25 protein-coding genes and 1 pseudogene are annotated in these 25789 nt (G+C 70.2%); 2 read left to right on the forward strand and 24 right to left on the reverse strand.

Features of this window, described 5'->3' with window-relative positions; all coding sequences use genetic code 11:
• Window positions 1-15 precede the first annotated feature (15 nt).
• From rplQ to RMN98_RS03350, 12 genes are all read right to left on the reverse strand, one after another.
• Window positions 16-588 (reverse strand): 50S ribosomal protein L17, encoded by a 573-nt coding sequence (gene rplQ / locus RMN98_RS03295; RefSeq protein ID WP_309647378.1) that lies wholly within the window; start codon window positions 586-588, stop codon window positions 16-18.
• Between the two features lie 101 nt (window positions 589-689).
• On the reverse strand, window positions 690-1706 hold the full coding sequence (locus RMN98_RS03300; RefSeq protein WP_309647379.1) for a DNA-directed RNA polymerase subunit alpha: 1017 nt from the start codon (window positions 1704-1706) through the stop codon (window positions 690-692).
• A gap of 126 nt (window positions 1707-1832) precedes the next feature.
• Complete coding sequence (rpsD, locus tag RMN98_RS03305) at window positions 1833-2441, reverse strand: 30S ribosomal protein S4 (protein ID WP_309647380.1); 609 nt, start codon at window positions 2439-2441, stop codon at window positions 1833-1835.
• Between the two features lie 26 nt (window positions 2442-2467).
• Complete coding sequence (gene rpsK, locus RMN98_RS03310) at window positions 2468-2872, reverse strand: 30S ribosomal protein S11 (RefSeq protein ID WP_091025736.1); 405 nt, start codon at window positions 2870-2872, stop codon at window positions 2468-2470.
• 64 nt (window positions 2873-2936) lie between these two features.
• Window positions 2937-3311, reverse strand: a complete 375-nt coding sequence (gene rpsM / locus RMN98_RS03315; RefSeq protein WP_309647381.1) for a 30S ribosomal protein S13 — start codon at window positions 3309-3311, stop codon at window positions 2937-2939.
• Between the two features lie 189 nt (window positions 3312-3500).
• Entirely contained in the window at window positions 3501-3614 is a 114-nt protein-coding gene (gene rpmJ / locus RMN98_RS03320; protein WP_091025735.1) for a 50S ribosomal protein L36, read from the reverse strand.
• A gap of 29 nt (window positions 3615-3643) precedes the next feature.
• Window positions 3644-3865: a translation initiation factor IF-1 gene (infA, locus tag RMN98_RS03325; RefSeq protein WP_026145687.1), complete on the reverse strand. Its 222-nt coding sequence runs from the start codon at window positions 3863-3865 to the stop codon at window positions 3644-3646.
• A 257-nt stretch (window positions 3866-4122) separates the two neighbouring features.
• On the reverse strand, window positions 4123-5178 hold the full coding sequence (locus RMN98_RS03330; RefSeq protein WP_309647382.1) for an LLM class flavin-dependent oxidoreductase: 1056 nt from the start codon (window positions 5176-5178) through the stop codon (window positions 4123-4125).
• Window positions 5179-5218: 40 nt separating this feature from the next.
• Window positions 5219-7459 carry a transglutaminase-like domain-containing protein gene (locus RMN98_RS03335; protein WP_309647383.1) on the reverse strand — a complete coding sequence of 747 codons (2241 nt, stop codon included), beginning with the start codon at window positions 7457-7459 and terminating at the stop codon, window positions 5219-5221.
• 20 nt (window positions 7460-7479) lie between these two features.
• Window positions 7480-8679, reverse strand: coding sequence for a DUF58 domain-containing protein (locus RMN98_RS03340; protein ID WP_309647384.1), 1200 nt, complete (start codon window positions 8677-8679; stop codon window positions 7480-7482).
• 18 nt (window positions 8680-8697) lie between these two features.
• On the reverse strand, window positions 8698-9666 hold the full coding sequence (locus RMN98_RS03345) for a MoxR family ATPase (protein ID WP_309647385.1): 969 nt from the start codon (window positions 9664-9666) through the stop codon (window positions 8698-8700).
• A gap of 8 nt (window positions 9667-9674) precedes the next feature.
• Window positions 9675-15854, reverse strand: coding sequence for an Ig-like domain-containing protein (locus RMN98_RS03350; protein ID WP_309647386.1), 6180 nt, complete (start codon window positions 15852-15854; stop codon window positions 9675-9677).
• Between the two features lie 160 nt (window positions 15855-16014).
• Here RMN98_RS03350 and RMN98_RS03355 point away from each other — a divergent pair, with 160 nt between their 5' ends.
• Both RMN98_RS03355 and RMN98_RS03360 read left to right on the forward strand, forming a co-directional pair.
• On the forward strand, window positions 16015-17121 hold the full coding sequence (locus RMN98_RS03355) for a hypothetical protein (RefSeq protein ID WP_309647387.1): 1107 nt from the start codon (window positions 16015-16017) through the stop codon (window positions 17119-17121).
• On the forward strand, window positions 17118-18515 hold the full coding sequence (locus RMN98_RS03360; protein ID WP_309647388.1) for a protein kinase domain-containing protein: 1398 nt from the start codon (window positions 17118-17120) through the stop codon (window positions 18513-18515). Before RMN98_RS03355 ends, RMN98_RS03360 begins: the two co-directional genes overlap by 4 nt.
• A 30-nt stretch (window positions 18516-18545) precedes the next feature.
• Here the strand turns inward: RMN98_RS03360 and RMN98_RS03365 are convergent, their stop codons facing one another.
• The 12 genes and pseudogenes from RMN98_RS03365 to RMN98_RS03420 all read right to left on the reverse strand — a co-directional run.
• On the reverse strand, window positions 18546-19532 hold the full coding sequence (locus tag RMN98_RS03365) for a TerC family protein (protein ID WP_309647389.1): 987 nt from the start codon (window positions 19530-19532) through the stop codon (window positions 18546-18548).
• Between the two features lie 187 nt (window positions 19533-19719).
• Window positions 19720-20538, reverse strand: coding sequence for a type I methionyl aminopeptidase (map, locus tag RMN98_RS03370; RefSeq protein ID WP_309647390.1), 819 nt, complete (start codon window positions 20536-20538; stop codon window positions 19720-19722).
• Window positions 20539-20560: 22 nt separating this feature from the next.
• Window positions 20561-21136 (reverse strand): adenylate kinase, encoded by a 576-nt coding sequence (locus RMN98_RS03375; RefSeq protein WP_309647391.1) that lies wholly within the window; start codon window positions 21134-21136, stop codon window positions 20561-20563.
• A gap of 87 nt (window positions 21137-21223) precedes the next feature.
• Window positions 21224-22522, reverse strand: coding sequence for a preprotein translocase subunit SecY (gene secY / locus RMN98_RS03380; protein WP_309647392.1), 1299 nt, complete (start codon window positions 22520-22522; stop codon window positions 21224-21226).
• Between the two features lie 178 nt (window positions 22523-22700).
• Window positions 22701-23141, reverse strand: coding sequence for a 50S ribosomal protein L15 (gene rplO / locus RMN98_RS03385; RefSeq protein ID WP_309647393.1), 441 nt, complete (start codon window positions 23139-23141; stop codon window positions 22701-22703).
• A gap of 4 nt (window positions 23142-23145) precedes the next feature.
• Window positions 23146-23337: a 50S ribosomal protein L30 gene (rpmD, locus tag RMN98_RS03390; RefSeq protein WP_309647394.1), complete on the reverse strand. Its 192-nt coding sequence runs from the start codon at window positions 23335-23337 to the stop codon at window positions 23146-23148.
• Window positions 23337-23969: a 30S ribosomal protein S5 gene (gene rpsE, locus RMN98_RS03395; protein ID WP_091109697.1), complete on the reverse strand. Its 633-nt coding sequence runs from the start codon at window positions 23967-23969 to the stop codon at window positions 23337-23339. The genes rpmD and rpsE overlap by 1 nt, the downstream gene beginning before the upstream one ends.
• 34 nt (window positions 23970-24003) lie before the next feature.
• Window positions 24004-24387, reverse strand: a complete 384-nt coding sequence (gene rplR, locus RMN98_RS03400; protein WP_091109698.1) for a 50S ribosomal protein L18 — start codon at window positions 24385-24387, stop codon at window positions 24004-24006.
• Window position 24388: 1 nt separating this feature from the next.
• Window positions 24389-24928, reverse strand: a complete 540-nt coding sequence (gene rplF / locus RMN98_RS03405; RefSeq protein ID WP_309647395.1) for a 50S ribosomal protein L6 — start codon at window positions 24926-24928, stop codon at window positions 24389-24391.
• 28 nt (window positions 24929-24956) lie between these two features.
• Window positions 24957-25364, reverse strand: a complete 408-nt coding sequence (gene rpsH / locus RMN98_RS03410; protein WP_091025724.1) for a 30S ribosomal protein S8 — start codon at window positions 25362-25364, stop codon at window positions 24957-24959.
• A 73-nt stretch (window positions 25365-25437) separates the two neighbouring features.
• Window positions 25438-25623, reverse strand: a complete 186-nt coding sequence (locus RMN98_RS03415) for a type Z 30S ribosomal protein S14 (protein WP_011757321.1) — start codon at window positions 25621-25623, stop codon at window positions 25438-25440.
• A gap of 1 nt (window position 25624) precedes the next feature.
• A pseudogene (locus tag RMN98_RS03420) lies at window positions 25625-25789 on the reverse strand (50S ribosomal protein L5); the annotation flags it as partial.

Consider the following 25789-nt stretch of genomic DNA (forward strand, 5'->3'; position numbering starts at 1 on the left):
GGTCGAGCGGGCGGATCAGGCCTTGGCGTCGTCCTCGGAAGCGGCCTCGGCCGGCTCCTCGGTGTCGGCCGGGGTCTCCTCCACGGCGCCACCCTCGGTCTCGAGGGTGTCGGTGGCCTCGGCCTCGGTGACCTCGTCGGAGGCGGTCTCCTCGGCGGGAGCCTCCTCGACGGGGGCGGCGGCAGCGGCCGGGGCGGCCGTCTTCTTCGAGGACGGGGCCTTCGGCGCGTAGGCCTCGGTCACGAGCTCGATGACGGCCATGGGGGCGTTGTCGCCCTTGCGGGGACCGATCTTGGTGATGCGGGTGTAGCCGCCGGGACGCTCCGCGAAGGTGGGGGCGATCTCGGTGAAGAGCACATGCACGACGCCCTTGTCACGGATGGTCTTGAGGACCATGCGACGGTTGTGCAGGTCGCCCTTCTTGGCCTTGGTGATGAGCTTCTCGGCGTGGGGGCGCAGGGCGCGGGCCTTGGCCTCGGTCGTGGTGATGCGACCGTGCTCGAAGAGCTGGGTGGCCAGGTTGGCCAGGATCAGGCGCTGGTGTGCCGGGCTGCCGCCGAGGCGGGGACCCTTCGTGGGCTTGGGCATGTCTTCTCTCGATTCTCCCCGGCCGTGTCAGGTACCGGGATAGATGGATGTGGTGCGGGACCGCCGACCCGCCGCAGCAGCGACGGGTCAGCGGGAGGTGCTCAGTACTGCTCGTCCTCGACGTAGGCGTCGTCGTCCTCTTCGCCGTAGGCGGCGAGCGCCGTGGCGGGGTCGAAGCCGGGAGCGCTGTCCTTGAGGGACAGGCCCATCTCGACGAGCTTGGCCTTGACCTCGTCGATCGACTTCGCACCGAAGTTGCGGATGTCGAGCAGGTCCTGCTCCGAGCGCGAGATGAGCTCACCCACGGTGTGGATGCCCTCGCGCTTGAGGCAGTTGTAGGAACGGACCGTCAGCTGCAGGTCCTCGACCGGGAGGGCGAGGTCGGCGGCCAGCTGCTCGTCGACGGGCGACGGGCCGATGTCGATGCCCTCGGCCTCGACGTTGAGCTCGCGGGCGAGGCCGAAGAGCTCGACCAGCGTCTTGCCGGCCGACGCGATGGCGTCGCGGGGCAGGATGGACGGCTTGGTCTCGACGTCGATGACGAGCTTGTCGAAGTCGGTGCGCTGCTCGACACGGGTGGCCTCGACCTTGTAGGTCACCTTCAGCACGGGGCTGTAGATCGAGTCGACCGGCATGCGACCGATCTCGTTGTCGGCGCCCTTGTTCTGGACGGCGGAGACGTAGCCGCGGCCACGCTCCACGACGAGCTCCATCTCCAGCTTGCCCTTGTCGGACAGCGTGGCGATCTGGAGCTCGGGGTTGTGCACCTCGACACCGGCCGGGGGCGCGATGTCGGCAGCGGTCACGGCGCCGGCACCGGACTTGCGGAGGTACATGGTGACGGGCTCGTCGTGCTCCGAGGAGACGACCAGACCCTTCAGGTTGAGGATGATCTCGGTGACGTCCTCCTTCACGCCCTCGATGGTCGAGAACTCGTGGAGGACGGTGTCCACCTTGATGCTCGTGACCGAGGCGCCCGGGATCGACGACAGGAGGGTGCGGCGGAGCGAGTTGCCGAGCGTGTAGCCGAAGCCGGGCTCGAGGGGCTCGATGACGAACCGCGAGCGGAACTCGTCAACGGTCTCTTCCGACAGTGAGGGACGCTGTGCGATGAGCACTGATTCTTTCCTTTCCGGATCCACCCGCTATTTGACGGATCCGAACTACGACGGTGAAAAGGAAGGTCCACCGGGGGCCGAGGGCCCCCGGTGGGGGGTGGTCGGGGGACGGAGCCCCCCGACCGGTTACTTCTTGGAGTAGAACTCGACGATCAGCTGCTCCTGGATCGGCATGTCGATCTGCCCACGCACGGGCACCTGGTGGACCAGGACACGCATGCGGTTGGGCAGGGCCTCGAGCCACGCCGGGACGATCCGCTCGCCGAAGGTCTCGCGCGCCACGATGAACGGGGTCATCTCGAGGGACTTCTCGCGCACGTCGATCACGTCGTAGGCCGAGACCTGGAAGGACGGGATGTCGACCTTCTTGCCGTTGACCAGGAAGTGACCGTGGTTGACGAGCTGACGGGCGTGGCGACGCGTGCGGGCGAAGCCGGCGCGGTAGACCACGTTGTCGAGACGGCACTCGAGCAGCTGCAGGAGGTTGTCACCGGTCTTGCCGGTGCGACGCGAGGCCTCCTTGTAGTAGTTGAGGAACTGCTTCTCCATCACGCCGTAGGTGAAGCGGGCCTTCTGCTTCTCCTGCAGCTGGGAGCGGTACTCCCCCTCCTTGATGCGTGCACGGCCGTGCTGGCCGGGAGGGTAGGGACGCTTCTCGAACGCTGCGTCTCCGCCGACGAGGTCGACACCGAGACGGCGCGACTTCCGGGTCATGGGTCCGGTGTAACGAGCCATGGGTCAGTCTCCTGTTCTGTCTCGGGTCAGACGCGCCGGCGCTTGGGCGGGCGGCATCCGTTGTGGGGGGTGGGGGTGACGTCCTGGATGGTGCCGACCTCGAGGCCGATCGCACCGAGCGAACGGATCGCGGTCTCGCGGCCGGAGCCGGGGCCCTTGACGAAGACGTCGATCTTCTTCATGCCGTGGTCCATGGCGCGACGGCCGGCGGCCTCCGCAGCCATCTGCGCGGCGTACGGCGTGGACTTGCGCGAGCCCTTGAAGCCGACGGTGCCGGCGGAGGCCCACGAGATGACCGCCCCGGTGGGGTCGGTGATGGTGACGATGGTGTTGTTGAACGTGCTCTTGATGTGGGCTTCGCCCTGAGCGATGTTCTTCTTCTCCTTGCGGCGGACCTTCTTGGCGCCGGCCGCGCGTGCCTTGGGAGGCATACGGTTCTCCTGTGTTAGCTGGTCTGTGAGTTAGGAAGGCAGTGCGTCGCGCGAGCGCGAACGGTCACTTGGCCTTCTTCTTGCCGGCAACCGTGCGCTTGGGACCCTTGCGGGTGCGAGCGTTGGTCTTGGTGCGCTGACCGCGGACCGGGAGGCCCTGGCGGTGGCGGCGACCCTGGTAGCTGCCGATCTCGATCTTGCGGCGGATGTCTGCCTGGACCTCGCGACGGAGGTCACCCTCGATCTTGAAGTTGGCTTCGATCTCGTCGCGGAGCTTGACCAGCTCTTCGTCGCCCAGCTGGTGGACGCGCATGTCGGGGTTGACCCCGGTGGCGGCCAGCAGCTGCTGCGAGCGGGTACGGCCGATGCCGTAGATGTAGGTGAGTGCGATCTCGATGCGCTTGTCGCGCGGGAGGTCCACACCAACGAGGCGTGCCATGTCATGGCCCTTTCTTGAAGAGCGGTGCTCTTCGGTGGTTCACAGAGGTTTCGTGCGTGACGCGTCCTGGTGGTGACCAGGCTCCGGCCTTCTGCTCCGGAGGTGGTTTCAGCCTGTGCTCGTGAGAGACCCAGACCTAGCGATCACGTTGAGTGGTGTTCAGTTGTGTGGTGCGTCGCAGGCAGGGACTCAGCCCTGGCGCTGCTTGTGACGCGGGTTCTCGCAGATGACCATGACCACGCCGTGACGACGGATCGTCTTGCACTTGTCACAGATCTTCTTGACGCTCGGGTTGACCTTCATGAGTCGACCCTTTCTGGCTAGTCGGCTGCTTACTTGTAGCGGTAGACGATGCGACCTCGCGTGAGGTCGTAGGGAGACAGCTCCACCACCACGCGGTCCTCGGGGAGGATCCGGATGTAGTGCTGGCGCATCTTGCCGCTGATGTGGGCGAGAACCTTGTGTCCGTTGCTCAGCTCCACACGGAACATCGCATTGGGCAGGGCTTCCGTGATGGTGCCCTCGAGCTCGATCACGCCTTCTTTCTTCGGCATGTCCTCCACAATCTGTTGGAACGGGTGTGTCTACCGGTGGCCCGGGAACCTCCGGCCAGGTGACCGGTGGACCTCGTAAAGCCGCTCAGGAGCGCCTCTTTCCGGACACACCTGACCTGCTCCGAGGAGACGGTCAGAGGCGATCCGGGCAGCCGTGAGGCACCACGGAACAGACCCACGTTGGGCCGACACGCCAGTTTACGAGGAAACGGCTGCGAAACACGAATCGGGCAGGGTATCGGCCCTCCCCCGGACGCTCAAGCAGCGAGCAGGCGCAGCGTGTCGACGCGAGCGGGCGACGCGTCCGTCGCGGTGCCCGCCGTCGCGCCGGCCACCGGGTTGACCATCACCTCGTCGACGGCGTACGACGCCGCGAGGTCGGCGAGCTGGGCGCGCCCCTGCTCGGCGTCGCCGATCACCCACCGGGTGCGCATCGCGTCGATCAGTCCCCGGTGCGCGTCGGGCACCTCGGCGGCGAGCGCCTCCTCCACGGTGAGCTGGGCGGTCAGCGGCTGGCCGGTGCGCAGCGCGACCATCTGCAGCAGCTGGGGCAGTGCGAGCCGCTCGGCCTCCTCGGTCGTCTCGGCCACGGCAACGTTGACGGTCAGGAAGGTCCGGGGCTCGGCCAGCTCGGGTGAGGGGCGGAACTGCGAGCGGTAGAGGTCGAGCGCCTCGCGGGTGCCCTGGCCGGAGAAGTGGTGCGCGAAGACGTAGGGCATCCCCTTCTCGGCGGCGAGGCGCGCTGAGTAGTCCGAGGAGCCGAGCAGCCAGATCCGTGGCACCGAGCGCGCCTCGGGGGTCGCCTTAAGCAGGTGCTGGCGACCCTGGAGCGCCAGACCGACCCCGGCCGGCTCCATCATGGCCAGCACGTTGTCGACGTATTCCGGGAAGCGACTGACGGCATCGTCGCTGACACCTCCGGCACCGTGGCGCAGCGCCCAGCTGGTCACCGGGTCGGTGCCGGGAGCGCGACCGATGCCCAGGTCGATGCGGTCGGGATAGGCCGCCTCGAGCAGCGCGAACTGCTCGGCGACCACGAGCGGGGCGTGGTTGGGCAGCATGACGCCGCCGGAGCCGACCCGGAGCCGCTGGGTCGCGGCGGCGATCATCGCGATCAGCACCGGTGGGTTGGTCGACGCGATCGCCGCCATGTTGTGGTGCTCGGCGACCCAGAAGCGGCGGTAGCCGAGCTCGTCGGCGGCCCGCGCCAGGTCCAGCATCGCGCCAAGCGCGTCGCTGGTCGACTGGTCGCTGCGCACCGGGACGAGGTCGAGGACGGACAGGGCGGGCGCGGCGGGAGCGGTGGAGGACATCACCGACCCAACGCCCGGGCGGCGTGCGGCATTCCGGGTCTCAGCGACGGAAGGTCCGCAAGCTCAGTGCGGCGCGGACGCGTCGGCGACGGGTGACGCCCCGGGACATCCGTCGGCGCTCGGCGTCGACCTCCTGCCAGTACGACGAGGCGACGGCCTCGGGCGGCTGGCTGGGGCCGAACACGTGGCGGTCGGCGAGCGCGGCGAGACCGGGCGCCTGCGCGGACGAGACGCGGGAGGACTGCTCCCGTCGCGTCCAGCCCGCCCCGACAGGCACCGGCTGCCCCAGGTCGCGGGCGTGGTCGACCAGCTCGCGCCAGCCGCCGACGATGCGCGCCGTGACCCGCTCGGCGCAGCGACGCCGGCGTCGGCGCAGCGCCTTGACCAGCACGACCGACGAGAGGACCAGGACGACCACCAGCAACGGGAGCGCGACGTAGAGCAGGACGATGCGCAACCACGCGGGGAGACCGCCGCCGACCTCCTCGTCGCGGTCGCCCTTGCGCGCGTTGAGCTCCGCGTCGTTCTGCTCGGCGAGCGTGGACGGCGGCGGGATCGGGGCGGGCGGCGGCACGACGGTGCCGCTCATCTCCTGCTCGGCGATGGGGGGCTGCTCGGCCGGGCGGTCGGTGTCCATGAACGCCTCGGTCGGCAGCACGCGCCAGGAGCCGTCGGCGACGCGCAGCTCGACCCAGGCGTGGACGTCCTTGCCCTCGACGACCCCGTCGCCGGGGACGACCGCACCGAGCACGACCCGCGCGGGGACGCCGATCTTGTTGGCGACCAGCGCCATCACGGCGGCGTACTGCTCGTCGTTGCCGACCATGATCGGAGCGTTGACGAACTCCTCCGACAGCCGCCGCACGTGGTGCCCGGCGTGGTAGATCTTCTCGCTCTCCAGGACGCCGTCGGAGTACTTGCCCTCGCTCCTGAGGTGCTCGGCGGCCGCGAAGACCCGCTCCATCGGCTCCGAGGCCCCGGCGGTCCACTGCACGGCCTGCGTGTCGAGGAAGCCGGCGGCGAGGGCTGCGTCGGTGAGGTCGCCGCTGGGGGCCGAGGTCTCGGTGACCTCCTCGACGGGGCGGACGGCGGTGAAGTGGTAGACGTCGCCGGGCGCCAGGCCGGCCGGCACGACACCGGTCGAGGTGGCGAGGTTGTAGCGGAAGGACTCCGCCTGCTCCTCCACGGCGTCCTCGGAGGAGCCCTCGTCGAAGTGCATCGACTGCAGCGACCCGACGGTGGGCAGCCACACCCCGGAGTAGCCCTCCCCCAGGGTCACCGTGACGTCCACGCGCTCGCCGTCGACGGGGTTGTCGATCGTGGAGGAGACCCGCTGGAAGGTGTCGAGGGTGCTGCCGGGGACGGTGTCCTCGGCGGCGCCCCACACGACGCCGTCGTAGTCGTCGAGCGTGGCGATCCGGACCCTGGCCCCCTCGGGCGCCCCGTCGACGGTCATCAGCGTGACGTCGTGCAGGTTGACCGCGTCGGGCTCGGGCATCGCGACGTAGCGACGGAAGGAGGAGAGCGGCGAGGGGTACTGACCGACGTCGAAAGGAGGCTCGACGTAGGTGCGAAGGACCACCCGCTCGTCGTCGGCGCCCGCGACCCAGGTCGTGACCGGCAGGGCCGCGGCGCAGGCCACGCCGAGCATCGCCGCGCCGACGAGCACCCGACGGGTGCGACCGGCACCGCCACGCACCGGACCCGTGCTGCGCTGCATGCGTACGACGAGCCAGCCCAGGGCGAGCACCGCGAGCACGACGCCTTGGAGCCACAGCGACGACGGACGTCGTACGCCGAGCAGGATGACCGCGACCAGCAGTGCGGTGGGTGCCAGGAGAGGCAGCAGCGAGCGCAGCCAGGCCGGTCCCGACCGGAGCCGGGCTGTCAGGGTGCCGAGCAGTCCGGCGACCAGGCCGAGCAGCCAGGGCAGCACCAGCAGCGGGCCGTCGCCGTCGACGGGCGGCAGCGTGGTGAGCAGGTCCTTCCACCCGAAGAGCACCTGGTCCCCGAGCTCGGCGACCGTGCCCGGTCCGGGGGGCGAGCGCAGCGCCAGCGGTCCGCCGACGAGGACGAAGACGACGATGCCCAGCACCACCGCCGACACGGCCGGCCAGCCCAGGCCGGAGGTGACGTGGGCGATGGTGATGCCGAGGAGGACGCCGAGGAGGCCGACCACGAGGAAGCCGATCCCGGTGAAGGTGGTGGTGAGCCCGGCCAGCGCGGCGGCGCAGGTGGCCGTCAGGAGCACGGCGTCGAGGGCCTGCGTACGGGTAGGCACCAGAGGCGTGGCTGGGCGGCTCATCGGGCGCTCCAGTGGAGCAGGCCGGGCAGGTCCGCCAAGGCCCCGAGGCGCAGCACCGTGAGGCCGCCGGTCTCGGTGACCGTGGCGGTGGCGGAGCCGTCGACGACGATCGCGATGCGGCGGACCTCGGGCGGGAAGGCGGCAGAGGCGCGCAGGACGTGCTCGAAGGGCGCCGCACCACCCGTCACCAGGAAGAGCAGGCTGGTGTCGTGGGCGATGTCGGCGGCCTTGCGGGCGGCGGGGATCAGCCCGACACGGCCCGTGACCGCGCGGCAGACGGCGTCGAGGGCGAGGTGGCCGTCGACGCCCGAGGAGGCGTGGTGACCGCAGACGAAGGACGCCTCGAAGTCGTCGAGCACCGCGCGCACGATGATCGAGGCGGTCGCCGACATCGCGGTCTCGAACTCGTCGACGCCGCGCTCCCCGCCCGCATAGCTGGCGGGCTGGTCGTCGACCACGATCGTGGCGTGGCTGCGACGGGTGTCGAGGTATTGCCGCACGAGGAGCTGGCTCGCGCCGCCCGAGGCCATCGCCTTGGCCGAGGAGCGCCAGTGGACGTGGCGCAGGTCGTCGCCGGCGACGTACTCGCGCAGGGTGTGGAAGGCCAGGTCGCTCTGTGAGATCGACTCGGTCTCGACGCCCTCGAGGTCGCGCAGGAGGCCGGCGCCCAGGGCGTCGAGCGGGACCATCGCCGGCCGGACCAGGATCTCCTGGAGGTCGGTCCACTCGGTGTCGCGCGAGACCAGGCCGAGCGGGTCGCCGCGGCGGGTAGTCGCCGGGCCGACCCCGATGACACCGCGGCGCTCGGTGCGGACCGTGAAGGTCTCCTGGTGGGTCGCACCGGCGGCCAGGGCCGGGATGCCGTAGCGGTGGACGGCGTCGCCGACCGGCAGGTCGAAGACCGTGGGCAGCATCCGCCCGGTCGCGAGGTTGGTGACGTCGATCCCGGCCGCCACCGTCATCCCGGCCGCGACCCGCGAGGGCTCGAGCACCAGGTCGACCCGCACGCGGGTGCGCCCGACCAGGAACGGCAGGGACACCGTGAGCAGCAGCAGGCACGCGACGCCGAGGACGGTGAGCTCACGCCACCCGGCGGTCGCCGCCGCAGCGAGGGCGAGCACCCCGAGGGCGAGGACCAGCCACCCGAGGGGCTTGACCACCCCCCGGACCGCGTCCCACCGCTGCATCACCCTCATCCGACGCTCATCCGATGCTCACGCCACCCGGTCGGTCGGCGGCGCGACGGAGTCGAGCAGTCGGGAGATGACGGTGTCGATCGAGACCCCGCTGAACTGCGCCTCGGCGTCGAGCAGCAGCCGGTGGCAGAGCACCGGGACCGCGAGGTCCTTGATGTCGTCGGGCACGACGTGGTCGCGCCCGTCGGCGGCCGCCCAGGTCTTGGCCACCCGGATGAAGGCCAGGCAGCCGCGCGCGGAGAGGCCCAGCTTGACGTGCGCCTGGCGCCGGGACTCCTCGGCGATCTCGGCGACGTAGCCGATGACGGCGGGGTCGACGTAGACCTCGTCGGCCAGACCGCTCATCTGGGCGATCGTGGCCGACGTGATGACGGGGGTCACGAGCGCCGCCCGGTCGCGCACCTTGGCGTTGACGAGGAGCTCGATGGTCGCGGCCTTGTCGGGGTAGCCGACCGAGCTCTTCATCAGGAACCGGTCGAGCTGGGCCTCGGGCAGGCGGTAGGTGCCGGCCTGCTCGATGGGGTTCTGGGTGGCGATGACCATGAACGGCCGCCCGACCTCGTGGGGCCGGCCGTCGACGGTGACCCTGCCCTCCTCCATGACCTCGAGCAGCGCCGACTGCGTCTTGGGCGAGGCGCGGTTGATCTCGTCGGCCAGCACGATCGTGTGGAAGATCGGTCCGGGATGGAACTCGAAGGTGCCCTTGTGCTGGTCGTAGACCGTCACCCCGGTGACGTCGGAGGGCAGCAGGTCGGGGGTGAACTGGATGCGGGCGTGGCTGCCCTGCACGGTGTTGGCCAGCGCGCGGGCGAGCATCGTCTTGCCGGTGCCGGGGAAGTCCTCGAGCAGCAGGTGGCCCTCGGAGAGCAGGCAGGTCAGCGCCAGGCGCACCACGTGGCGCTTGCCGAGGACGGCCTTCTCCATGTTGTCGGTGAGCTGGTCGAAGGTCTGCTTGAACCAGGCGGCCTGGTCGTGGGAGATCGTCACAGGGGTCCTCAGGAGTTGGGCCAGTTGTAGTGGTTGGACTCGACGCCGTCGCAGACGACCCAGACGCTGCGGTCGGGGTAGCCGTAGTAGGGGCCGGGCTGCACCGTGCGGTTGGTCGCGATCGGGCGCGTGGCGTAGGCGCCGAAGTCGTCGTAGAAGGTGCAGTTGGTCGGGTTGTAGTCCCAGTTCTCGCTGACGAACAGGATCCTCCCGCAGGACGGGTGCAGACAGTCGGTGCCCGTGCCACTGGGGTTGCACGACGGGTCGTCGGTGCCGTCGTGGCACCGGTCGCCGCGGCTGATCGTCATCGTGGGCTTGGGGGCGTCCTCGGTCGTGGGGCTCCGCGCCTGTCGCTCCCCCGGCCCGCGCTTGGGGCTGGAGTCGAAGAGCGTGACGACGAGCTGCTCGTTGGTCTTGAAGCCGATGTCGACCGAGCTGGTGCGGAAGGTGTGGACGTCGACCCCGCTGAGCGTGAACGTCTCCTTGCCGCGCTTGTCGCTGTCGACGGTCATCGTTGCGGGGTCGCCGTCGGCGTCCACGGTGATCTCCCACGAGACCGTCTTGCCCTTGACGATCGGCTCCATCCTGAGGATGTCCTCACGGCTCAGCGGGCCGTAGGCCTGCAGCGGCTTGCCGATCGAGCGCTCGCACGCGCCCGACTCGTTGCAGACCTCGAGCTCGATCGTGTAGGGCTTGTCGTTGGAGCCGACCTGGATCGCGACGTCCTGGGGGCCGGTGCCGCTGAACTGGCTGATCACCCCGCCGTCGGAGTAGATCGTGACGTTGGACTGGGCCCCGCGCGAGGCCGGCACGGTGAACTGCGCCTGACCGCCGTTGTCACGCCCGGTCGGACGCACCGTGAAGTCGCCCCACGCGGCCGGCTGGCCGACAGCGCTCCACGGCGCGGCCGGACCGGTCGCGGTGAGGCCCTTGCCGTTCTTGTTGGTCGCGCGCACGGAGTACTGGTAGGTCCGGCCGTCGTAGGCCATGCCGGCGTTGTCGCAGCGCGTCGCCAGGATGTCGGTGCAGTTGGGCAGCCGCGTGCCGTCGCGCAGGACGGTGTAGCGCACGGGGTCGGGACCGTTGGGGTCGACGTCCGGCCAGGTGAGCGTCACCGCTCCGCTGTCACCGGGCGTGCGCTGGTCGGTGATCGTGGGCGCCGCGGGCGTGCCCGGCGTGCCGACCGACTGGTAGGCGGCCGAGCGGCGGGCGGGCCCGATGTCGAGCGCGTTCTCCGCGGCCACGGAGAACGCGTACTCCACGTTGTTGTCGAGGCCGGTGATGGTGATGTTGGGACGCGTCGAGCTCTTGGACCCGCCGGGCCAGGACACGAGGTAGCGCCGGATGTCGGAGGTCTGCGTCGTCGGCGGGGTCCACGCGATCACCAGGACCCGGTCGCCCTCGCGCACCAGCTTGATCGGACCGACCAGGCCGGGCTTGCGGTCCGGGGTCGCCTGCGCCGAGCCGGTGCTCCACTCCGACCAGCCGACGCGGTTGTGCGCGCGCACCTGGAAGGAGTAGGCCGTGCCGTTGGTGAGGCCTCGGATCTCGCAGGTCGTGCCGCCGCACTGTTGTGTGGCCCCGCCGCGGAGGCTGCGGACCTCGTAGCGGTCGACCGGGGCTCCGTTGGCATCGGGCGCGCGCCAGGACAGCGCGACCTCCTGGTCACGCACCGTGCGTCCGGGCACGGGCGCCGTCGGGGTGTCGGGCACGTCGAGCACGGCCAGCGAGATGCGGCCCTCGACCAGTCGCTCCGGTCCGGGGTCGCCGGCGGACACGTCGCTCATGACGACGCGGAACTGCGCCTGTCCGTCGACGCGCTCCCCCGTGGTCAGCGTGACGCTCGAGCCCTCGGAGGTGATGTCGACATCGAGCCCGGTGATCTGGGTGGCCTGCACGACCGTCGGGTCGGGGTTGTTCACGCCCGCGCGCAGGTAGCGCGCGAGGTCGATGGTGCGGGTCTCCCCGGCGCGCATGTCGTCGACCCGGATCGGGGAGAGCGAGGGCGGCGGCGACTTGACCACGAGCAGCTGGAGTCGGCCGGGCTCGCTGTCGCCGGTGGTCACGAGCAGGGTGCCGCGGCTGCCGGGGTCGGCGGTCGATGCGGCAGCGACCTCGATGGCCGGGCCGCTCGGGGTGATGATCGCCAGCCCGTCGCTGGAGGTCTCCCAGTCGGCGTCGAAGTCGAGCCCGTCGACGTCGTCGGGGTCGGGGGTCCAGACGTGGCACAGCGAGGCGATGTCGAGGTCGAGGGACTGGCCCTGGGCGATCCGCACCGGCTCGTCGGGGCAGCGCAGGATCGGGCTCTCGCCGCCGACCTGGACCGGCACCGACAGCACCGCGCGGACGCCCTCGGGGTCGTCGACCGAGGTGCCCGTGGTGACCTCGAAGACCACGGCGCCGGGACCGACGTAGGACTCGGCTGCGGTGAGCTCGAAGGCGCGGTCGCCGGTGATGCCGGGGAGCAGGTTGGCGCTGGGCGAGGACCAGATGCGGTTCTTGAGGGTCAGCTGCACCGGGCCGCCGGCGGGGTTGACGACGTAGTCGTTGGGGTCGAAGGACTCGGTGTCGCCCGAGGCCAGCTCGATCAGGGCACCCGCCTCGACGTAGGGCGCGGCGGCACGCAGCGCGGGGACGAAGAGGGAGCCGGTGGCGACGCCGCCGTCGCTGTCGCGGACCCGGAAGGGCACGACGATCGGCTGCTCGGCGCGGTCGACGGTGATCGTGCCGCCGTCGGCCGACGCCTCGATCCCCGAGGGCGCGACGACCTCGGTGACCCGCAGGGCCGAGGCGGGTCCGTCGGGGTCGTAGGCGGTCTCGAGCACGTCGACGGTCACGCTGTCGCCGGCACCCCCGCTGTCGCCGTCGTCGCCGAACGCGTCGAAGACGACGGGCGGGTTGTTGTAGGGCTCGCTGGTGCGCAGCGTGACGGTGCCCTGCGAGGCGGCGAGACCGTTGCTGAGCCGGTAGACGACCTCGACGTCGCGACCGGAGCCGTCGGTGGGCGACTCGACCACGACCGGACCCTGGGGGCTCTCCAGCTCGACCCCGTCGGGGGCGTCGAGCAGCTCGACGGTGACGCGGTCGCCGTCGGCGACGAGGTCGTTGGCGAGCACGTCGACGGTGGCGACGCGGCCGGGCTCGACGGTGATGGCGTCCGCGACCGCCAGCGGGGGCTGCGGGGTCGCCGGCTGCACGACCGCGATCCGCGCGGTGCCGGTCGCCTCGGCGCCCTGGGGGTCGGTGACGGTGTAGGTGAACTCGTCGGTGCCCACGCTGCCGGGGAAGGCCTGGTAGCGCAGCGAGTTGGCGCCGTAGGAGACCAGCCGGCCCAGCGCCGGCGCGCTGGAGATCCCGGTCAGGGTGACGGGGTCACCGTCGGGGTCGACGCCCGCGCCGGGGACCTTCAGCGTGATGGCGTCGCCCGACACGGCCCGTCCCTCGAGTGCGGGAGGCTCGGGGGGCTGGTTGGCGCGGCTCGCGGGCACCACGGTGATCTCGGCCTTGCCCGGCGAGGTCTCCCCCGCGGTGTTGGTCGCGAGGTAGCGCACGGTGAAGGTCTGCGCGTCGTCGATCCCCCGCGGTGCGACGTAGCGCAGGAAGCGCCCGGCGACGTACGCCGAGCCCGTCGGCACGTCGTCGTCACCGGGAGGCAGCACCGTGAGCGAGCCGGCGGTCTCGCCGGCCACGTCACCCACCAGGCCGAGCTCGTCGCCGGAGGGGCTGAAGTCGTTGTCGAGGACCGGGACCGACGCGCCGGCGCCCTCGCGCACGACCACCCGGTCGACCTCGGTCACCGGGGAGTTGTCCTCGGGAGCGGGCCGCTGGGTGACGACGACCTCGCCCTCGATGCCGGAGCGGGTGCCGTTGCTGATGCGGTAGCGCACCAGCTGGGTGCGGGGGGCCAGCGTGCCCTGGCGGGCGGAGAGCCGCAGCCACCGACCCTCGACGACGGCGACGTCGAGCTGGTTGTCGGTCTCGGCCTCGCCGGACTGGACGACGAGGAGCCCGCCGGTCGGGTCGACGTCGTTGGCGAGCACGTCGACCAGCGTCGCGGCCTGGCCGTAGACGGTGATGCTGTCGGGCATCGCGACCGGCGCCTGGGGCGGCTTCTCGCTGGCCCGCACGTCGACGCGGATGCGACCGCGGGCGAAGGGGGCGTTGCCGTACTTGGCGTCGTAGTCGAGGAAGTAGGTCTTGGGCTGCGCGGAGCGGAAGGTGATGGTGCCGCCGACGAGGTCGGTGCGGACGTCGGCTCCGCTGGTCGCGGCCACCTTGCCGGCGAGCTCGAGCACGGCGTCGGGCGTCACCGGGTCGGAGCCCGGGAGGTCGTTGCCGAGCGGGCGGATGGTGATCGGCCTGCCGACCTCGCCGGCGATCACGTCGGGCTCCGCGATCGCGGGATAGGCCTGTCGGTCCTTGATGCCCTGGACCTGGAACTTCAGCTCGTCGGTGACCGGGTCGCCGATGTCGTCGGTGACCTCGTAGGCGACGGTGACCACCCCGGCCTTGACCGGCGCGGTGAAGCGGATCCGACCGCCCGACGTCACCCGCGCGGTGGCGCCGCTGCGCTCGCCGCCCTGGGCCTTGGCCGCGGACACCGACAGCGGGTCGCCGTCGGACTTGTCGCGCCAGTCAGGCAGCACCGGCACGTCGAGGGTGCCGCCGGCGGGCACGTTCCACACCCGCGGCTCGAAGCCCTCGCGGAGCTGGGGAGCACCGTCGACCTGCGGTCCGCGAGGACGCACGGTGACGGTGGCGTGCGCGGCGACGTCCTGGCGACCGTCGTCGACGTAGTACTCGAAGGTCGTCACGCCCGCCTGGTCCGGCAGCGTGATCTGCACCGTCTGCCCGTCGGGGCTGATCGTCACGTCCGAGTCGGAGCCGGTGATGTCCTGCACCGAGCGGATCGAGAGCAGCCGCCCCTCGGGGGCGGTGTCGTTGTCGAGCGGGTGGAGGACGGTCGTGCGGCCCAGCCGGGCCCCGAGGTCGTCGGGCTTGGCCTCGGGCGGACGCCGGTCCCCCTCGGCCTCCTCCTCGTTCTCCTCGTTCTCGTCGTCGTCCTTCACCTTGTTCTTGAAGGCGTCCCAGTTGTCGAGGCGTGTCGGCTCGGCGGAGTCGATGTTCCACACCGCGCCCGACGACCGGTCGTTGAGCAGGATCTCCCCACGGTTGACGCGGAAGACCAGGTCGCTGGCGTCGGTGCCGAGCGGGTTGACCACCGGCTCCTCGTCACCGCAGACGGTCGCGACCGCGCCGACGCCGCCGGACCACGCGCCGTAGTGGCAGGCGCCGAGGCGCACCGGGGCGGTCGGGCGGCCACCGACACCGTCGGCGAGCGTGGTCTCCTCGCCCGACTCCAGGTCGATCGCGAGCAGCCGGTCGGAGGTCGCCACCAGCACCGAGGAGGCGCCGGGCCCGGGCTGCTGCAGCACCGACCCGACGGGTACGTCGGTCGCGGCACCGCCGACGACGGTCAGGGAGCCGGACCCGGTGTCGAGCACCACCGGGGTGTCGCCCACGGCGGTGATGCTCACGGACGCCTCGACCGCGCGGGGCAGGTCGGTGGTGCGGGGCTTGCCGAAGCCGGCGTCGGTCTGCGCGACGCGGGTGAGGGTGTCGTCCTCGGCCGAGACGGTGAGGACCTCGCCGTCCTCGGTGACCGCGAGCGCGCCGTCGACGCCGGTCGTCGCGAGCGGGGGTGCCTGGGAGTCGAGGTTGCCGACGACGGGCACGCCGAGGTCGGGGTCCGCGAGCTCGGCCCACAGCGAGCCGGTGGCCGGGTCGAGGACGGCGATCGTGCCGCCGGCCAGCTGCACCTGGGCGCCGCCCGGGATCGTGGCGCCGTCGCCGTCGGGGTGCTCCACGCTCGCGGGGTCGATCGCCGCGAGGGCGCCCGACGAGATGTTGACCGCCACCACGGAGGCGCCGTCCTGGACGATGTCGAGCTGCGCGTCGAGCTCGGCGAAGAGCGCCCCGTCGATCTGCCCGATCGGCTTGTTGACGCGGCCGTAGAAGCCGTCGCGGGAGTTGGTGACCCAGATGCCGCCGTCGTTGAGCTGGGCCTCGTGCGTGCGGTAGCCGTCGGCCTGCACGGCAGCCGCCACCACCCCCGCGACCACCATGAGCAGTGCGAGGTTGGATGCGATGGCGATCCGGTGTCGCCGGATCGTCCCCGAGAGCGGCACGATCGTTTTCTCCCCGTGAAGAGTCCCCAAGAGCGTTCAGCCTAAAGGGTGCCCCACCGAGGCACTATTTGGCGCCTGCTTGACCGAACCCATTCCCTGGTCGCGACAATGGGGCCCGTCAGCGCCGGCGGACTCGGCGCATCTCGGGAAGGGGACCACGGTGGAGGTGCGGTACGCCCCCGGGGCCGGTGTGCTCCTCGCGGCCGCGCAGCGCTGGCTGCTGGTCGACGCGCCGCTCACACCCGAGCACGTCGCCCGGCTGTGGGGCCTGCTCAGCGGGACCGGCCCCGTCCTCGAGCCCCTCACCGACCTGCTGGTCGAGCTGCTCGGCGCCGACGTCGCCTTCGCCATCCTCGACACCAGCCCCGAGCACCCCGGCTCCGTCAGTCGCGGCACGGCGCGGCTGAGTGTCGTCGACGACGCCCCGCGCGCGACCCCCGGTGAGCCGCCTGCGCCGGCGGTCCCCGGCGTCGGGCTCATCGACGGCATCCCGCCCGAGATCCTCGCCGGCCGAGCGCCCGACCCGGCCCCCGCTCCGGAGGTTGTCACCGCGCCCCCGCCGGAGGAGCACACCGTACGACGCTCGCCGGAGCCGGTCCCGGAGCGCCGGCCCGAGCCCGATCCGGATCACGACGGCCACACCACCTTCGTCACCCCGCCGATGCCCCCGGCCACGCCGCCGCTCGGCCCGCCCCAGCGGGCCTCGGCCGGAGCGCCCACCCCGCCGCCGCTCGCACCACCCACCGCGCCACCCACGGACCCGGCCGGACTGCACCTGCAGCAGCACACCCACGAGACGGTGCTCGCGGTGCGCTGTCCGGTCGGCCACGTGACCGCCGCCTTCACCCCGAACTGTCGGGTGTGCGGCGCACCGGTCCCGCCCCAGGAGCCGCAGCGGCTCCCCCGGCCCCAGCTCGGCCTGGTCCGGCTGCCCGACGGCGACACCGTCCCCCTCGACCGTGGCGTGGTGTTCGGGCGCCAGCCCGTCGCCGCCCCGGAGAGCACCGACTGGCCGCACCTGGTGCGCCTGCCGCAGGGTTCGTCGTACGTCTCGAGGACGCACCTCAGGCTCGAGCTCGACGGCTGGCTGGTGCTCGCGACCGACCTCGGATCGCGTGGCGGCACCACGCTGCGGGTGCCGGGTCGGGCTCCGGAGCGGATCCGGGCGCACGAGACCTACGTGTGGGAGCCGGGCCAGGTGCTCGACCTCGCCGACAGCTACGAGATCGTCCTCGAGACGACCACCGACCCCGGAGGCAACGCGTGAGCGGTCCCCAGATCCCCGGCTACACCTACCTCGAGCACCTCGGTCGGGGCGGGTTCGCCGACGTCTACCTCTACGAGCAGGAGTGGCCGCGCCAGCGCGTGGCGGTCAAGGTCGTGCGACCAGACGTGCCGCTGACCGACCGCGAGAAGTCCCTGTTCACCGCCGAGGCCAACGCGATGGCGCAGCTGTCCGACCACCCCTACATCGTCAGCGTGATCACCGCCGGGGTCACCGACGCGGCCTCGGGTGGACGGCCCTACCTCGTGATGCGCTACTGCCCGCCGCCCGACCTCGGGGTGCGGGTGCGCACCGCGCCGATGCAGGTCGCCGACACGATCGCCACCGGGGTCAAGCTGGCGAGCGCCGTCGAGACCGCCCACCGCGCGGGGATCATCCATCGCGACATCAAGCCCAGCAACGTGCTCGTCACGACCTACTCCGAGCCGGCGCTCAGCGACTTCGGCATCGCCGGTCACGTCACCGACATCGCCACTGAGAGCGAGGTCCGGATCTCCTACCCGTGGTCCCCGCCCGAGCTGCTCGACGGCCGCTCCAACGGCTCGGTCGCCTCCGACGTCTACTCCCTCGGCGCCACGATCTGGAACCTCCTGACCGGCCGGTCGCCCTTCGCGATCCCCGGCGGTGACAACTCGCCGCGTGGCCTGACCGCCCGCATCCTGCACGCGCCGCCGCCGCTCACCCAGCGCCCCGACGTCCCCGCCTCGCTCGAGCGGCTGCTCCAGCAGTGCCTCGCCAAGCAGCCCGAGCACCGCCCGCAGTCGGCCCTCGAGCTGGCCCGGGCCCTGCAGCGCATCGAGGCGGAGGCCGGCTATGCCCGCACGGCGATCGCCGTCGAGGGCGACCGCCCGGCGCCCGGCATCGTCACGCCGCCCGGCGACGACCCCGACACGACCCACGTGAAGCCGATGACGGTCATCCCGTCCTCGGGTCCCCGGGCTGCCCGCATCGAGGCCGGTCCGCCGCGGGACGAGCCCACGCGCCGGTCGACCGTCGTGTGGGCCGTCGCCGGGACCGCGGTCCTCGCGGTCGTCGGCGTCCTGCTCGCCGTCAACCTCGCCGGCGGCGACGACACCGAGGCGCCGACCACCAGGCCGTCGGTGTCCTCGACACCCCTCGACGTCGCCCCGGAGGCCCCCACGCGGGCGCCGACGGTCACGGGCGCCCGCGCCGGGGAGCAGGTCACCTTCACCTGGCGCTCGCCCGACCCCGGACAGGCCGGCGACAGCTGGGAGTGGAAGCGCACCGACACCGGCGAGAGCCGTCGTACGACGGACACGACGCTGGAGGTCGCCGCACCGGACCGCACCTGCCTGCAGGTGCGGCTGATCCGGGGCAGCTATGCCTCGCCGTGGGCCGAGGACTGCGTCGACTGATCCGACGCAGCCCCCGGCGCAGCGGTCGGGTCAGACCGCGGCCTTCTCCTGGTCGCGCTTGTCCTTCTGCAGGCTCAGCACCGCGGTGAGGACGAGCGTCACGATGATGACGCCCAGGCTCAGCAACGAGCTGATCTCGGGGACCTTGACGTGCTCGCCGCCGTTGATGAAGGGCAGCTCGTTCTCGTGGAGCGCGTGCAGGACGAGCTTGACGCCGATGAAGGCGAGGATGAACGAGAGGCCGAGCGAGAGGTAGACCAGGCGCTTGAGCAGGCCACCGAGCAGGAAGTAGAGCTGGCGCAGCCCCATCAGGGCGAACACGTTGGCCGTGAACACCAGGTAGGGCTCCTGGGTGATGCCGAAGATCGCGGGGATCGAGTCGAGCGCGAAGAGGATGTCGGTCGTGCCGAGCGCGATCACCACGATGAGCATCGGCGAGACGACGCGAGCGCCGTTCTCCCTGTACCAGAGCTTGAGCCCGCGGAACTCGTCGCCGACGTTCATGTGGGTCTGGGCGAACTTGACGACCTTGTTGTCCTCAGGGTGCTCCTCGTCGTGGGAGCGGTAGCTCTTCACGAGGCTGTAGGCCGTGTAGACCAGGAACGCGCCGAAGATGTAGAAGACGAAGGAGAAGTTCTCGATCAGCTGGTAGCCCAACGCGATGAAGATCGCGCGGAAGATGAGGGCCAGGATGATGCCGACCATCAGCGCTTCCTGCTGGTACTGCCGGGGCACCTTGAGCGCCGCCATCAAGATGATGAAGACGAAGAGGTTGTCGATCGAGAGGCTGTACTCGGTCAACCAGCCGGCGAAGAACTCGATGCCGTAGTCATGACCGTGGAAGAGCAGCACCCACACGCCGAACGCGACCGCGGCGGCGATGTAGACCGACAGCGCGATGGCGCACTCGCGCATGGTCGGCTCGTGCGGGTCACGGGCGATGACCACCACGTCGAAGAGCAGCACGGCGACCGTGACACCGATCGTGATGGCCCATTCGAGGGTCGAAACTTCCACAGGGGACTCCGATGAGATGAGGGGACGTCAGGGCGCCTGAGGTCTCTTCCGCCACCCTCGGGCGACCCACGGCCCCGGACCGGCGCTGGGCGACGATCGTGCTGACGAGACCGCAGCGAAAGGAATACTCCCCTCCTGCGACCGCCATCCTTCCACGCACGCGAAGGCAGGCTGGAATCGCGACCGGTCAGCGTCCGCCGTACGGGACGCCCAGCGCCTCCAGTGCGGCCTGTCCCCCGTCGAGCGCGGTGAGCACCCACGCGCCCTGCGGGGCGAGGGTGAAGGTGTGCTCGAAGTGGGCGGCCCAGGAGCCGTCGTCGGTGACGACGGTCCAGTCGTCCTCGAGCACGACCGTCTCCTTGCTGCCCAGCGTGATCATCGGCTCGACCGCCAGGGCCAGGCCCTCGACGAGCTTGGGACCCCGGCCGGCCCTGCCGTAGTTGGGGACGTTGGGCGGCTGGTGCATCTCGGTGCCGATGCCGTGCCCGGTGTAGTCCTCGAGGATGCCGAAGCTCCCCCTCGAGCGCACGTGCTGCTCCACGGCGAAGGAGATGTCGGTGACCCGGCCTCCGAGGCGGGCAGCGGCGATGCCGTGCCACATGGCCTCCTCGGTCACCGTCATCAGGTGGCGTACGTCGTCGGGGACCTCGCCCAGCGCGACCGTGATGGCCGCGTCCCCGTGCCAGCCGTCGACGATGGCGCCGCAGTCGATCGAGACCACGTCGCCGTCGGCCAGGACGCGGCTGCCGGGCATGCCGTGCACGACCTCGTCGTTGACCGACGCACAGATGGTCCCGGTGAAGCCGTGGTAGCCCTTGAAGGAGGGCACGCCACCGGCCGATCGGATGTTGTCCTCGGCGACGGCGTCGAGCTCACCGGTCGTCATGCCGGCGCGCACGGTGGAGCGCAGGAGCTCGAGGGTCTCCCCCACCAGCAACCCGGCGCACCGCATCAGCGCGATCTGCTCCGGGGTCTTGATCTGGATCCCGCGGTCGAGGAGACCCATGGCCTGTGTCAGCTCCGCGCGGTCAGCTCTGGGGCACGACGTCGAGCGCCTCGAAGATGCGCTGGGTCACGTCCTCGACCTCGCCCATCCCGTCGACCTCGATCAGCAGCCCGCGGGCGCGGTAGACCTCGATGAGCGGCTCGGTCTGCTCGCCGTAGACCTCCTGGCGACGACGGATGACGTCCTCGGTGTCGTCGGCCCGGCCCTCGGTCTGTGCGCGCTGGAGGAGACGCTCGACGATCTCGTCCTCATCGACGGTGAGCACCACGACGGCGTCGAGCTGGTGCCCGGTGAACGTGATCATCCCGTCGAGCTCCTCGACCTGGGCGACCGTGCGCGGGTAGCCGTCGAGCAGGAAACCGGAGACAGCGTCACTCTCGTCGATGCGGTTGCGCACCATCTTGTTGGTGACCTCGTCAGGGACGTAGTCGCCCGCATCCATGTAGCGCTCGGCCTCGATGCCGAGCTCCGTGCCCTCGGACACGTTGGCCCGGAAGATGTCACCGGTCGAGATCGCGGGGATTTTGAAGTGCTCGGCGATGTACTTCGCCTGCGTGCCCTTGCCGGCCCCGGGCGGGCCCATCATGATGAGGCGCATGTGCGAGCGAGTCTCCTTGTCGTGGCGGGTGAGCACAGTCTCGCATGGCCCCCGACGACTCGACGCCGGGTCCCACGCACGGGACTGTCAGCGCAGGAAGCCCTCGTAGTTGCGCTGCTGGAGCTGGCTCTCGATCTGCTTCACGGTGTCCAGCGCGACGCCGACCATGATCAGGATCGAGGTGCCACCGAACGGGAAGTTCTGGTTGGCGTCGATCAGGACCAGGGCGATGAGCGGGATCAGCGAGATCAGGCCGAGGTAGAGCGCTCCCGGCAGCGTGATCCGCGACAGGACGTAGGACAGGTAGTCCTCGGTCGGCTTGCCGGCCCGGATCCCCGGGATGAAGCCGCCGTACTTCTTCATGTTGTCGGCGACCTCCGTGGGGTTGAAGGTGATCGACACGTAGAAGTAGGTGAAGAACACGATCAGGGCGAAGAAGGTCGCCATGTAGATCGGATGTCCGCCGGAGACGAAGTACTTGGAGATGAAGTCCACCCACGGCGAGGGGCTGTTCTGGTTGAACTGCACCGCCATGGCGGGGAGGTAGAGCAGCGAGGAGGCGAAGATGACCGGGATGATCCCCGCCTGGTTGACCTTCAACGGGATGTAGGTCGAGCTGCCGCCGAACATCTTGCGACCGACCATGCGTCGGGCGTACTGGACCGGGATCCGGCGCTGGGCCTGCTCGATGAAGATGACCGCGGCCACGACCACGAGACCCACCGCGATGACGATGGAGAAGATCCACCAGCCCTGCGACTTCTGGACGTCCCACAGAGCTGCGGGGAACGTCGCGACGACCTGCGTGAAGATCAGGATCGACATGCCGTTGCCGACGCCACGGTCGGTGATGAGCTCGCCCAGCCACATGATGACGGCCGTGCCGGCGGTCATCGTCATGACCATGACGAGGAAGGTCGAGGTGTCCTGGCTGTGCAGGAGCGGCTCGGTGCAGCCCTGGAGCAGGTTGCCCGAGCGCGCCAGCGCCACGATGCCGGTCGCCTGGAGCAGCGCGAGGCCGAGCGTCAGGTAGCGGGTGTACTGGGTGATCTTGGTCTGCCCTGCCTGGCCCTCCTTCTTCAGCGCTTCGAGCCGCGGGATGACCACGACGAGCAGCTGCAGGATGATGCTGGCGGTGATGTAGGGCATGATCCCCAGCGCGAAGATGGTGAGCTGGAGCAGCGCACCGCCGGAGAACAGGTTGATCAGGTTGTAGACGCCCTCGTTGTTCGCCGTGTTGCCCAGGCAGTCCTGGACGTTGGCGACGTTGACGCCGGGGGCTGGAATCTGGGACCCCGCCCGGAAGATCACAATGATCAGCAGGACGAACAGCAGCTTGCGCCGCAGGTCGGGAGTCCGGAAAGCGTTCACGAACGCGCTGAGCACGAGATCCTCTTTCTCCAAGCAAGTAACGGGCCCTGGTCAGGACAAGCGAGTCCACAGCCGTGGACAAGGGCCCGTGGAAGCCTAACAGGCAGTGTTCGGGCGATCACACTGCGCACGAGGGGCGCGGCCCCGACTCCCGGAGGAGTGGAGCAGCGCCCCTGCACGTGCGTGGTGCTGGTCAGACCAGCGTGGCGGAACCGCCGGCGGCCTCGATCTTGTCCTTCGCCGAGGCGGAGAACGCGTTGACGCTCACCTCGACCTTGACCGAGATGTCGCCCTGGCCGAGGACCTTGACCGGCTGGCCCTTGCGGACCGCGCCGCGGGCCACGAGCTCGTCGACGGTGACAGCGCCACCCTCGGGGAAGAGCTCGGTGATGCGGTCGAGGTTGACGACCTGGAACTCCACCTTGAACGGGTTCCGGAAGCCCTTGAGCTTCGGGAGCCGCATGTGGATCGGCATCTGGCCACCTTCGAAGGCGACCGGAACCTGGTAGCGGGCCTTGGTGCCCTTGGTGCCGCGACCGGCGGTCTTTCCCTTGGAGCCCTCACCGCGACCCACGCGGGTCTTGGCGGTCTTGGCCCCGGGAGCCGGGCGCAGGTGATGAAGCTTGAGCGTCATGGCTTCACTCCCCTCCGTCGATGCGCTCGACCGTCACCAGGTGACGGACGGTCTGGACCATGCCCCGGATCTCCGGGCGGTCCTCCTTGACGACAACGTCGCCGATCCGCTTCAGGCCGAGCGAGCGCAACGTGTTGCGCTGGTTGGCCTTGCAACCGATCGTGGACTTCAACTGCTTGACCTTCAGCTGTGCCATCAGGACCTCACCGCCGCCGCGTCAGCAGCCTCTGCGATGCCGAGAGCCTTCGCGCGCAGGAGCGCCGCCGGAGCGACGTCCTCGACCCGGAGGCCACGACGGGCAGCAACTGCCTCGGGCTCCTCGAGCATGCGCAGGGCCTCGACCGTCGCGTGGACGATGTTGATCTGGTTGGACGAGCCCAGCGACTTGCTGAGGACGTCGTGGATGCCGGCGCACTCGAGCACCGCACGCACCGGACCACCGGCGATGACACCGGTACCCGGGGCCGCGGGACGCAGGAAGACGACGCCAGCCGCCTTCTCGCCCTGGACCGGGTGCGGGATCGTGCCCTGGATGCGGGGGACGCGGAAGAAAGCCTTCTTCGCCTCCTCGACACCCTTGGCGATCGCTGCCGGGACTTCCTTGGCCTTGCCGTAACCGACGCCGACCATGCCCTCACCGTCACCGACGATCACGAGGGCGGTGAAGCTGAAGCGACGACCACCCTTCACGACCTTGGCGACTCGGTTGATCGCAACGACGCGCTCGATGTAGGCGGTCTTGTCGGCGGCCTGACCACGACGATCGTCGCGACCACGGCCCCCCGACTGGCGCTCGCCACTGCGCTGTCCGCGCTGGGCTCCGCTCATGAGTCTTTCCTCTTCTCTTGCTTGTCTCTGGCGATCAGAAGGTGAGGCCGCCCTCGCGGGCGCCATCAGCTAGGGCCGCGATGCGGCCGTGGTACTTGTTGCCGGCGCGGTCGAAGACCACGCCGTCGACACCGGCAGCCTTGGCGCGCTCGGCAACGAGCTCGCCCACCTTCTTGGCCTTGGCGGTCTTGTCCCCGTCGAAGGAGCGCAGGTCGCCCTCCATGGTCGAGGCGTAGGCGAGCGTCTTGCCCACCAGGTCGTCGACCACCTGGACGGTGATGTGCTTCGTCGACCGGGTGACGACCAGGCGCGGACGCTCGGTGGTCCCGGAGATGCGCTTGCGGCCACGAACCTGGCGACGCAGGCGCGACTTGGTGCGAGCAGCAGTGTGCTTGTTCTGCTTCAGCGAGATCGCCATGTCACTTACCGGCCTTTCCGACCTTGCGGCGGATCTGCTCGCCGGCGTAACGAACGCCCTTGCCCTTGTAGGGCTCGGGCTTGCGGAGCTTGCGGATGTTGGCCGCGACCTCTCCGACGAGCTGCTTGTCGATGCCCGCCACGCCCAGCTTGGTCTGGCTCTCCACGTTGAACGTGATGCCTTCCGGCGCGTCGAACACGATCGAGTGGGAGTAACCGAGCTGGAACTCCAGCTGGGTGGGGCCCTTGGACAGGACGCGGTAACCCACGCCCACGATCTCGAGCTTCTTCTCGTAACCCTCGGTCACACCGACCACCATGTTGCTGATGAGGGTGCGGGTGAGGCCGTGCAGGGCCCGGCTCTGACGCTCGTCGTCGGGACGCTTGACGTCCAGGACGTCGTCGTTGCGCTCGATGGTGATCGGCGCCGCGATGGTGTGCGACAGGGTGCCCTTGGGGCCCTTGACGGTCACGTGAGCGGCATCGATGGCCACATCGACCCCGGACGGGACCGGGATGGGGAGCTTGCCAATGCGCGACATGCTGGTGTTCTCCTTCTCGGTCTCGGGGTTACCAGACGTAGGCGAGGACTTCCCCACCCACGCCCTTCTGGTTTGCCTGGCGGTCGGTCAGCAGGCCCTGGCTCGTCGAGATGATCGCGACGCCCAGACCGCCGAGCACCTTCGGGAGACCCGTGTGCTTGGCGTAGACCCGGAGACCGGGCTTGCTGATGCGCCGGACACCGGCGATCGAACGCTCGCGGTTGCGGCCGTACTTCAGGGTGATGGTCAGCGTGCGGCCGACCTCTCCCTCGGCGGGCTCCTTCACGTCGAACGACGTGATGTAGCCCTCCTGCTTGAGGATCTCGGCAACGCCCTGCTTGAGCTTGCTGTACGGCATGGTCACCGCATCGTGGTACGCCTGGTTGGCGTTGCGCAGACGAGTAAGCATGTCTGCGATCGGGTCAGTCATCGTCATGGCCGGGTGGCCCTTTCTGTCTGTGGTTTCGCGTCCATCTCGTGGGCGCGACCTTCAGCGGTTGTGGTGAGTGTTACCAGGAGGACTTGGTGACGCCGGGCAGCTCGCCCCGGTGGGCCATCTCGCGCAGGCAGATGCGGCAGAGGCCGAACTTGCGGTAGACGGCCTTGGGACGCCCGCAGCGCTGGCAGCGGGTGTAGCCGCGCACCGCGAACTTCGGCTTGCGAGCAGCCTTGACCTTGAGCGCGGTCTTTGCCATGTCAGTTCTCCTTGAAGGGGAAGCCGAGCTGCTTGAGCAGCGCGCGGCCTTCCTCGTCGTTGGTGGCGGTGGTGACGACCGTGATGTCCATGCCCCGGGTGCGGTCGACCTTGTCCTGGTCGATCTCGTGGAACATGACCTGCTCGGTCAGGCCGAAGGTGTAGTT

It is taken from the genome of Nocardioides sp. (assembly GCF_031397825.1).
Lineage (GTDB): Bacteria > Actinomycetota > Actinomycetes > Propionibacteriales > Nocardioidaceae > Nocardioides.

Excerpts from the sequence above, each read along its gene's own strand:
- rplQ (WP_309647378.1), bottom strand. The coding sequence starts at position 588 with ATGCCCAAGCCCACGAAGGGTCCCCGCCTCGGCGGCAGCCCGGCACAC.
- rpsD (WP_309647380.1), bottom strand. The coding sequence starts at position 2,441 with ATGGCTCGTTACACCGGACCCATGACCCGGAAGTCGCGCCGTCTCGGT.
- rpsK (WP_091025736.1), bottom strand. The coding sequence starts at position 2,872 with ATGCCTCCCAAGGCACGCGCGGCCGGCGCCAAGAAGGTCCGCCGCAAG.
- rpsM (WP_309647381.1), bottom strand. The coding sequence starts at position 3,311 with ATGGCACGCCTCGTTGGTGTGGACCTCCCGCGCGACAAGCGCATCGAG.
- rpmJ (WP_091025735.1), bottom strand. The coding sequence starts at position 3,614 with ATGAAGGTCAACCCGAGCGTCAAGAAGATCTGTGACAAGTGCAAGACG.
- infA (WP_026145687.1), bottom strand. The coding sequence starts at position 3,865 with ATGCCGAAGAAAGAAGGCGTGATCGAGCTCGAGGGCACCATCACGGAA.
- RMN98_RS03330 (WP_309647382.1), bottom strand. The coding sequence starts at position 5,178 with ATGTCCTCCACCGCTCCCGCCGCGCCCGCCCTGTCCGTCCTCGACCTC.
- RMN98_RS03340 (WP_309647384.1), bottom strand. The coding sequence starts at position 8,679 with ATGAGGGTGATGCAGCGGTGGGACGCGGTCCGGGGGGTGGTCAAGCCC.
- map (WP_309647390.1), bottom strand. The coding sequence starts at position 20,538 with ATGGGTCTCCTCGACCGCGGGATCCAGATCAAGACCCCGGAGCAGATC.
- RMN98_RS03375 (WP_309647391.1), bottom strand. The coding sequence starts at position 21,136 with ATGCGCCTCATCATGATGGGCCCGCCCGGGGCCGGCAAGGGCACGCAG.
- rplO (WP_309647393.1), bottom strand. The coding sequence starts at position 23,141 with ATGACGCTCAAGCTTCATCACCTGCGCCCGGCTCCCGGGGCCAAGACC.
- rpmD (WP_309647394.1), bottom strand. The coding sequence starts at position 23,337 with ATGGCACAGCTGAAGGTCAAGCAGTTGAAGTCCACGATCGGTTGCAAG.
- rpsE (WP_091109697.1), bottom strand. The coding sequence starts at position 23,969 with ATGAGCGGAGCCCAGCGCGGACAGCGCAGTGGCGAGCGCCAGTCGGGG.
- rplR (WP_091109698.1), bottom strand. The coding sequence starts at position 24,387 with ATGGCGATCTCGCTGAAGCAGAACAAGCACACTGCTGCTCGCACCAAG.
- rplF (WP_309647395.1), bottom strand. The coding sequence starts at position 24,928 with ATGTCGCGCATTGGCAAGCTCCCCATCCCGGTCCCGTCCGGGGTCGAT.
- rpsH (WP_091025724.1), bottom strand. The coding sequence starts at position 25,364 with ATGACGATGACTGACCCGATCGCAGACATGCTTACTCGTCTGCGCAAC.
- RMN98_RS03415 (WP_011757321.1), bottom strand. The coding sequence starts at position 25,623 with ATGGCAAAGACCGCGCTCAAGGTCAAGGCTGCTCGCAAGCCGAAGTTC.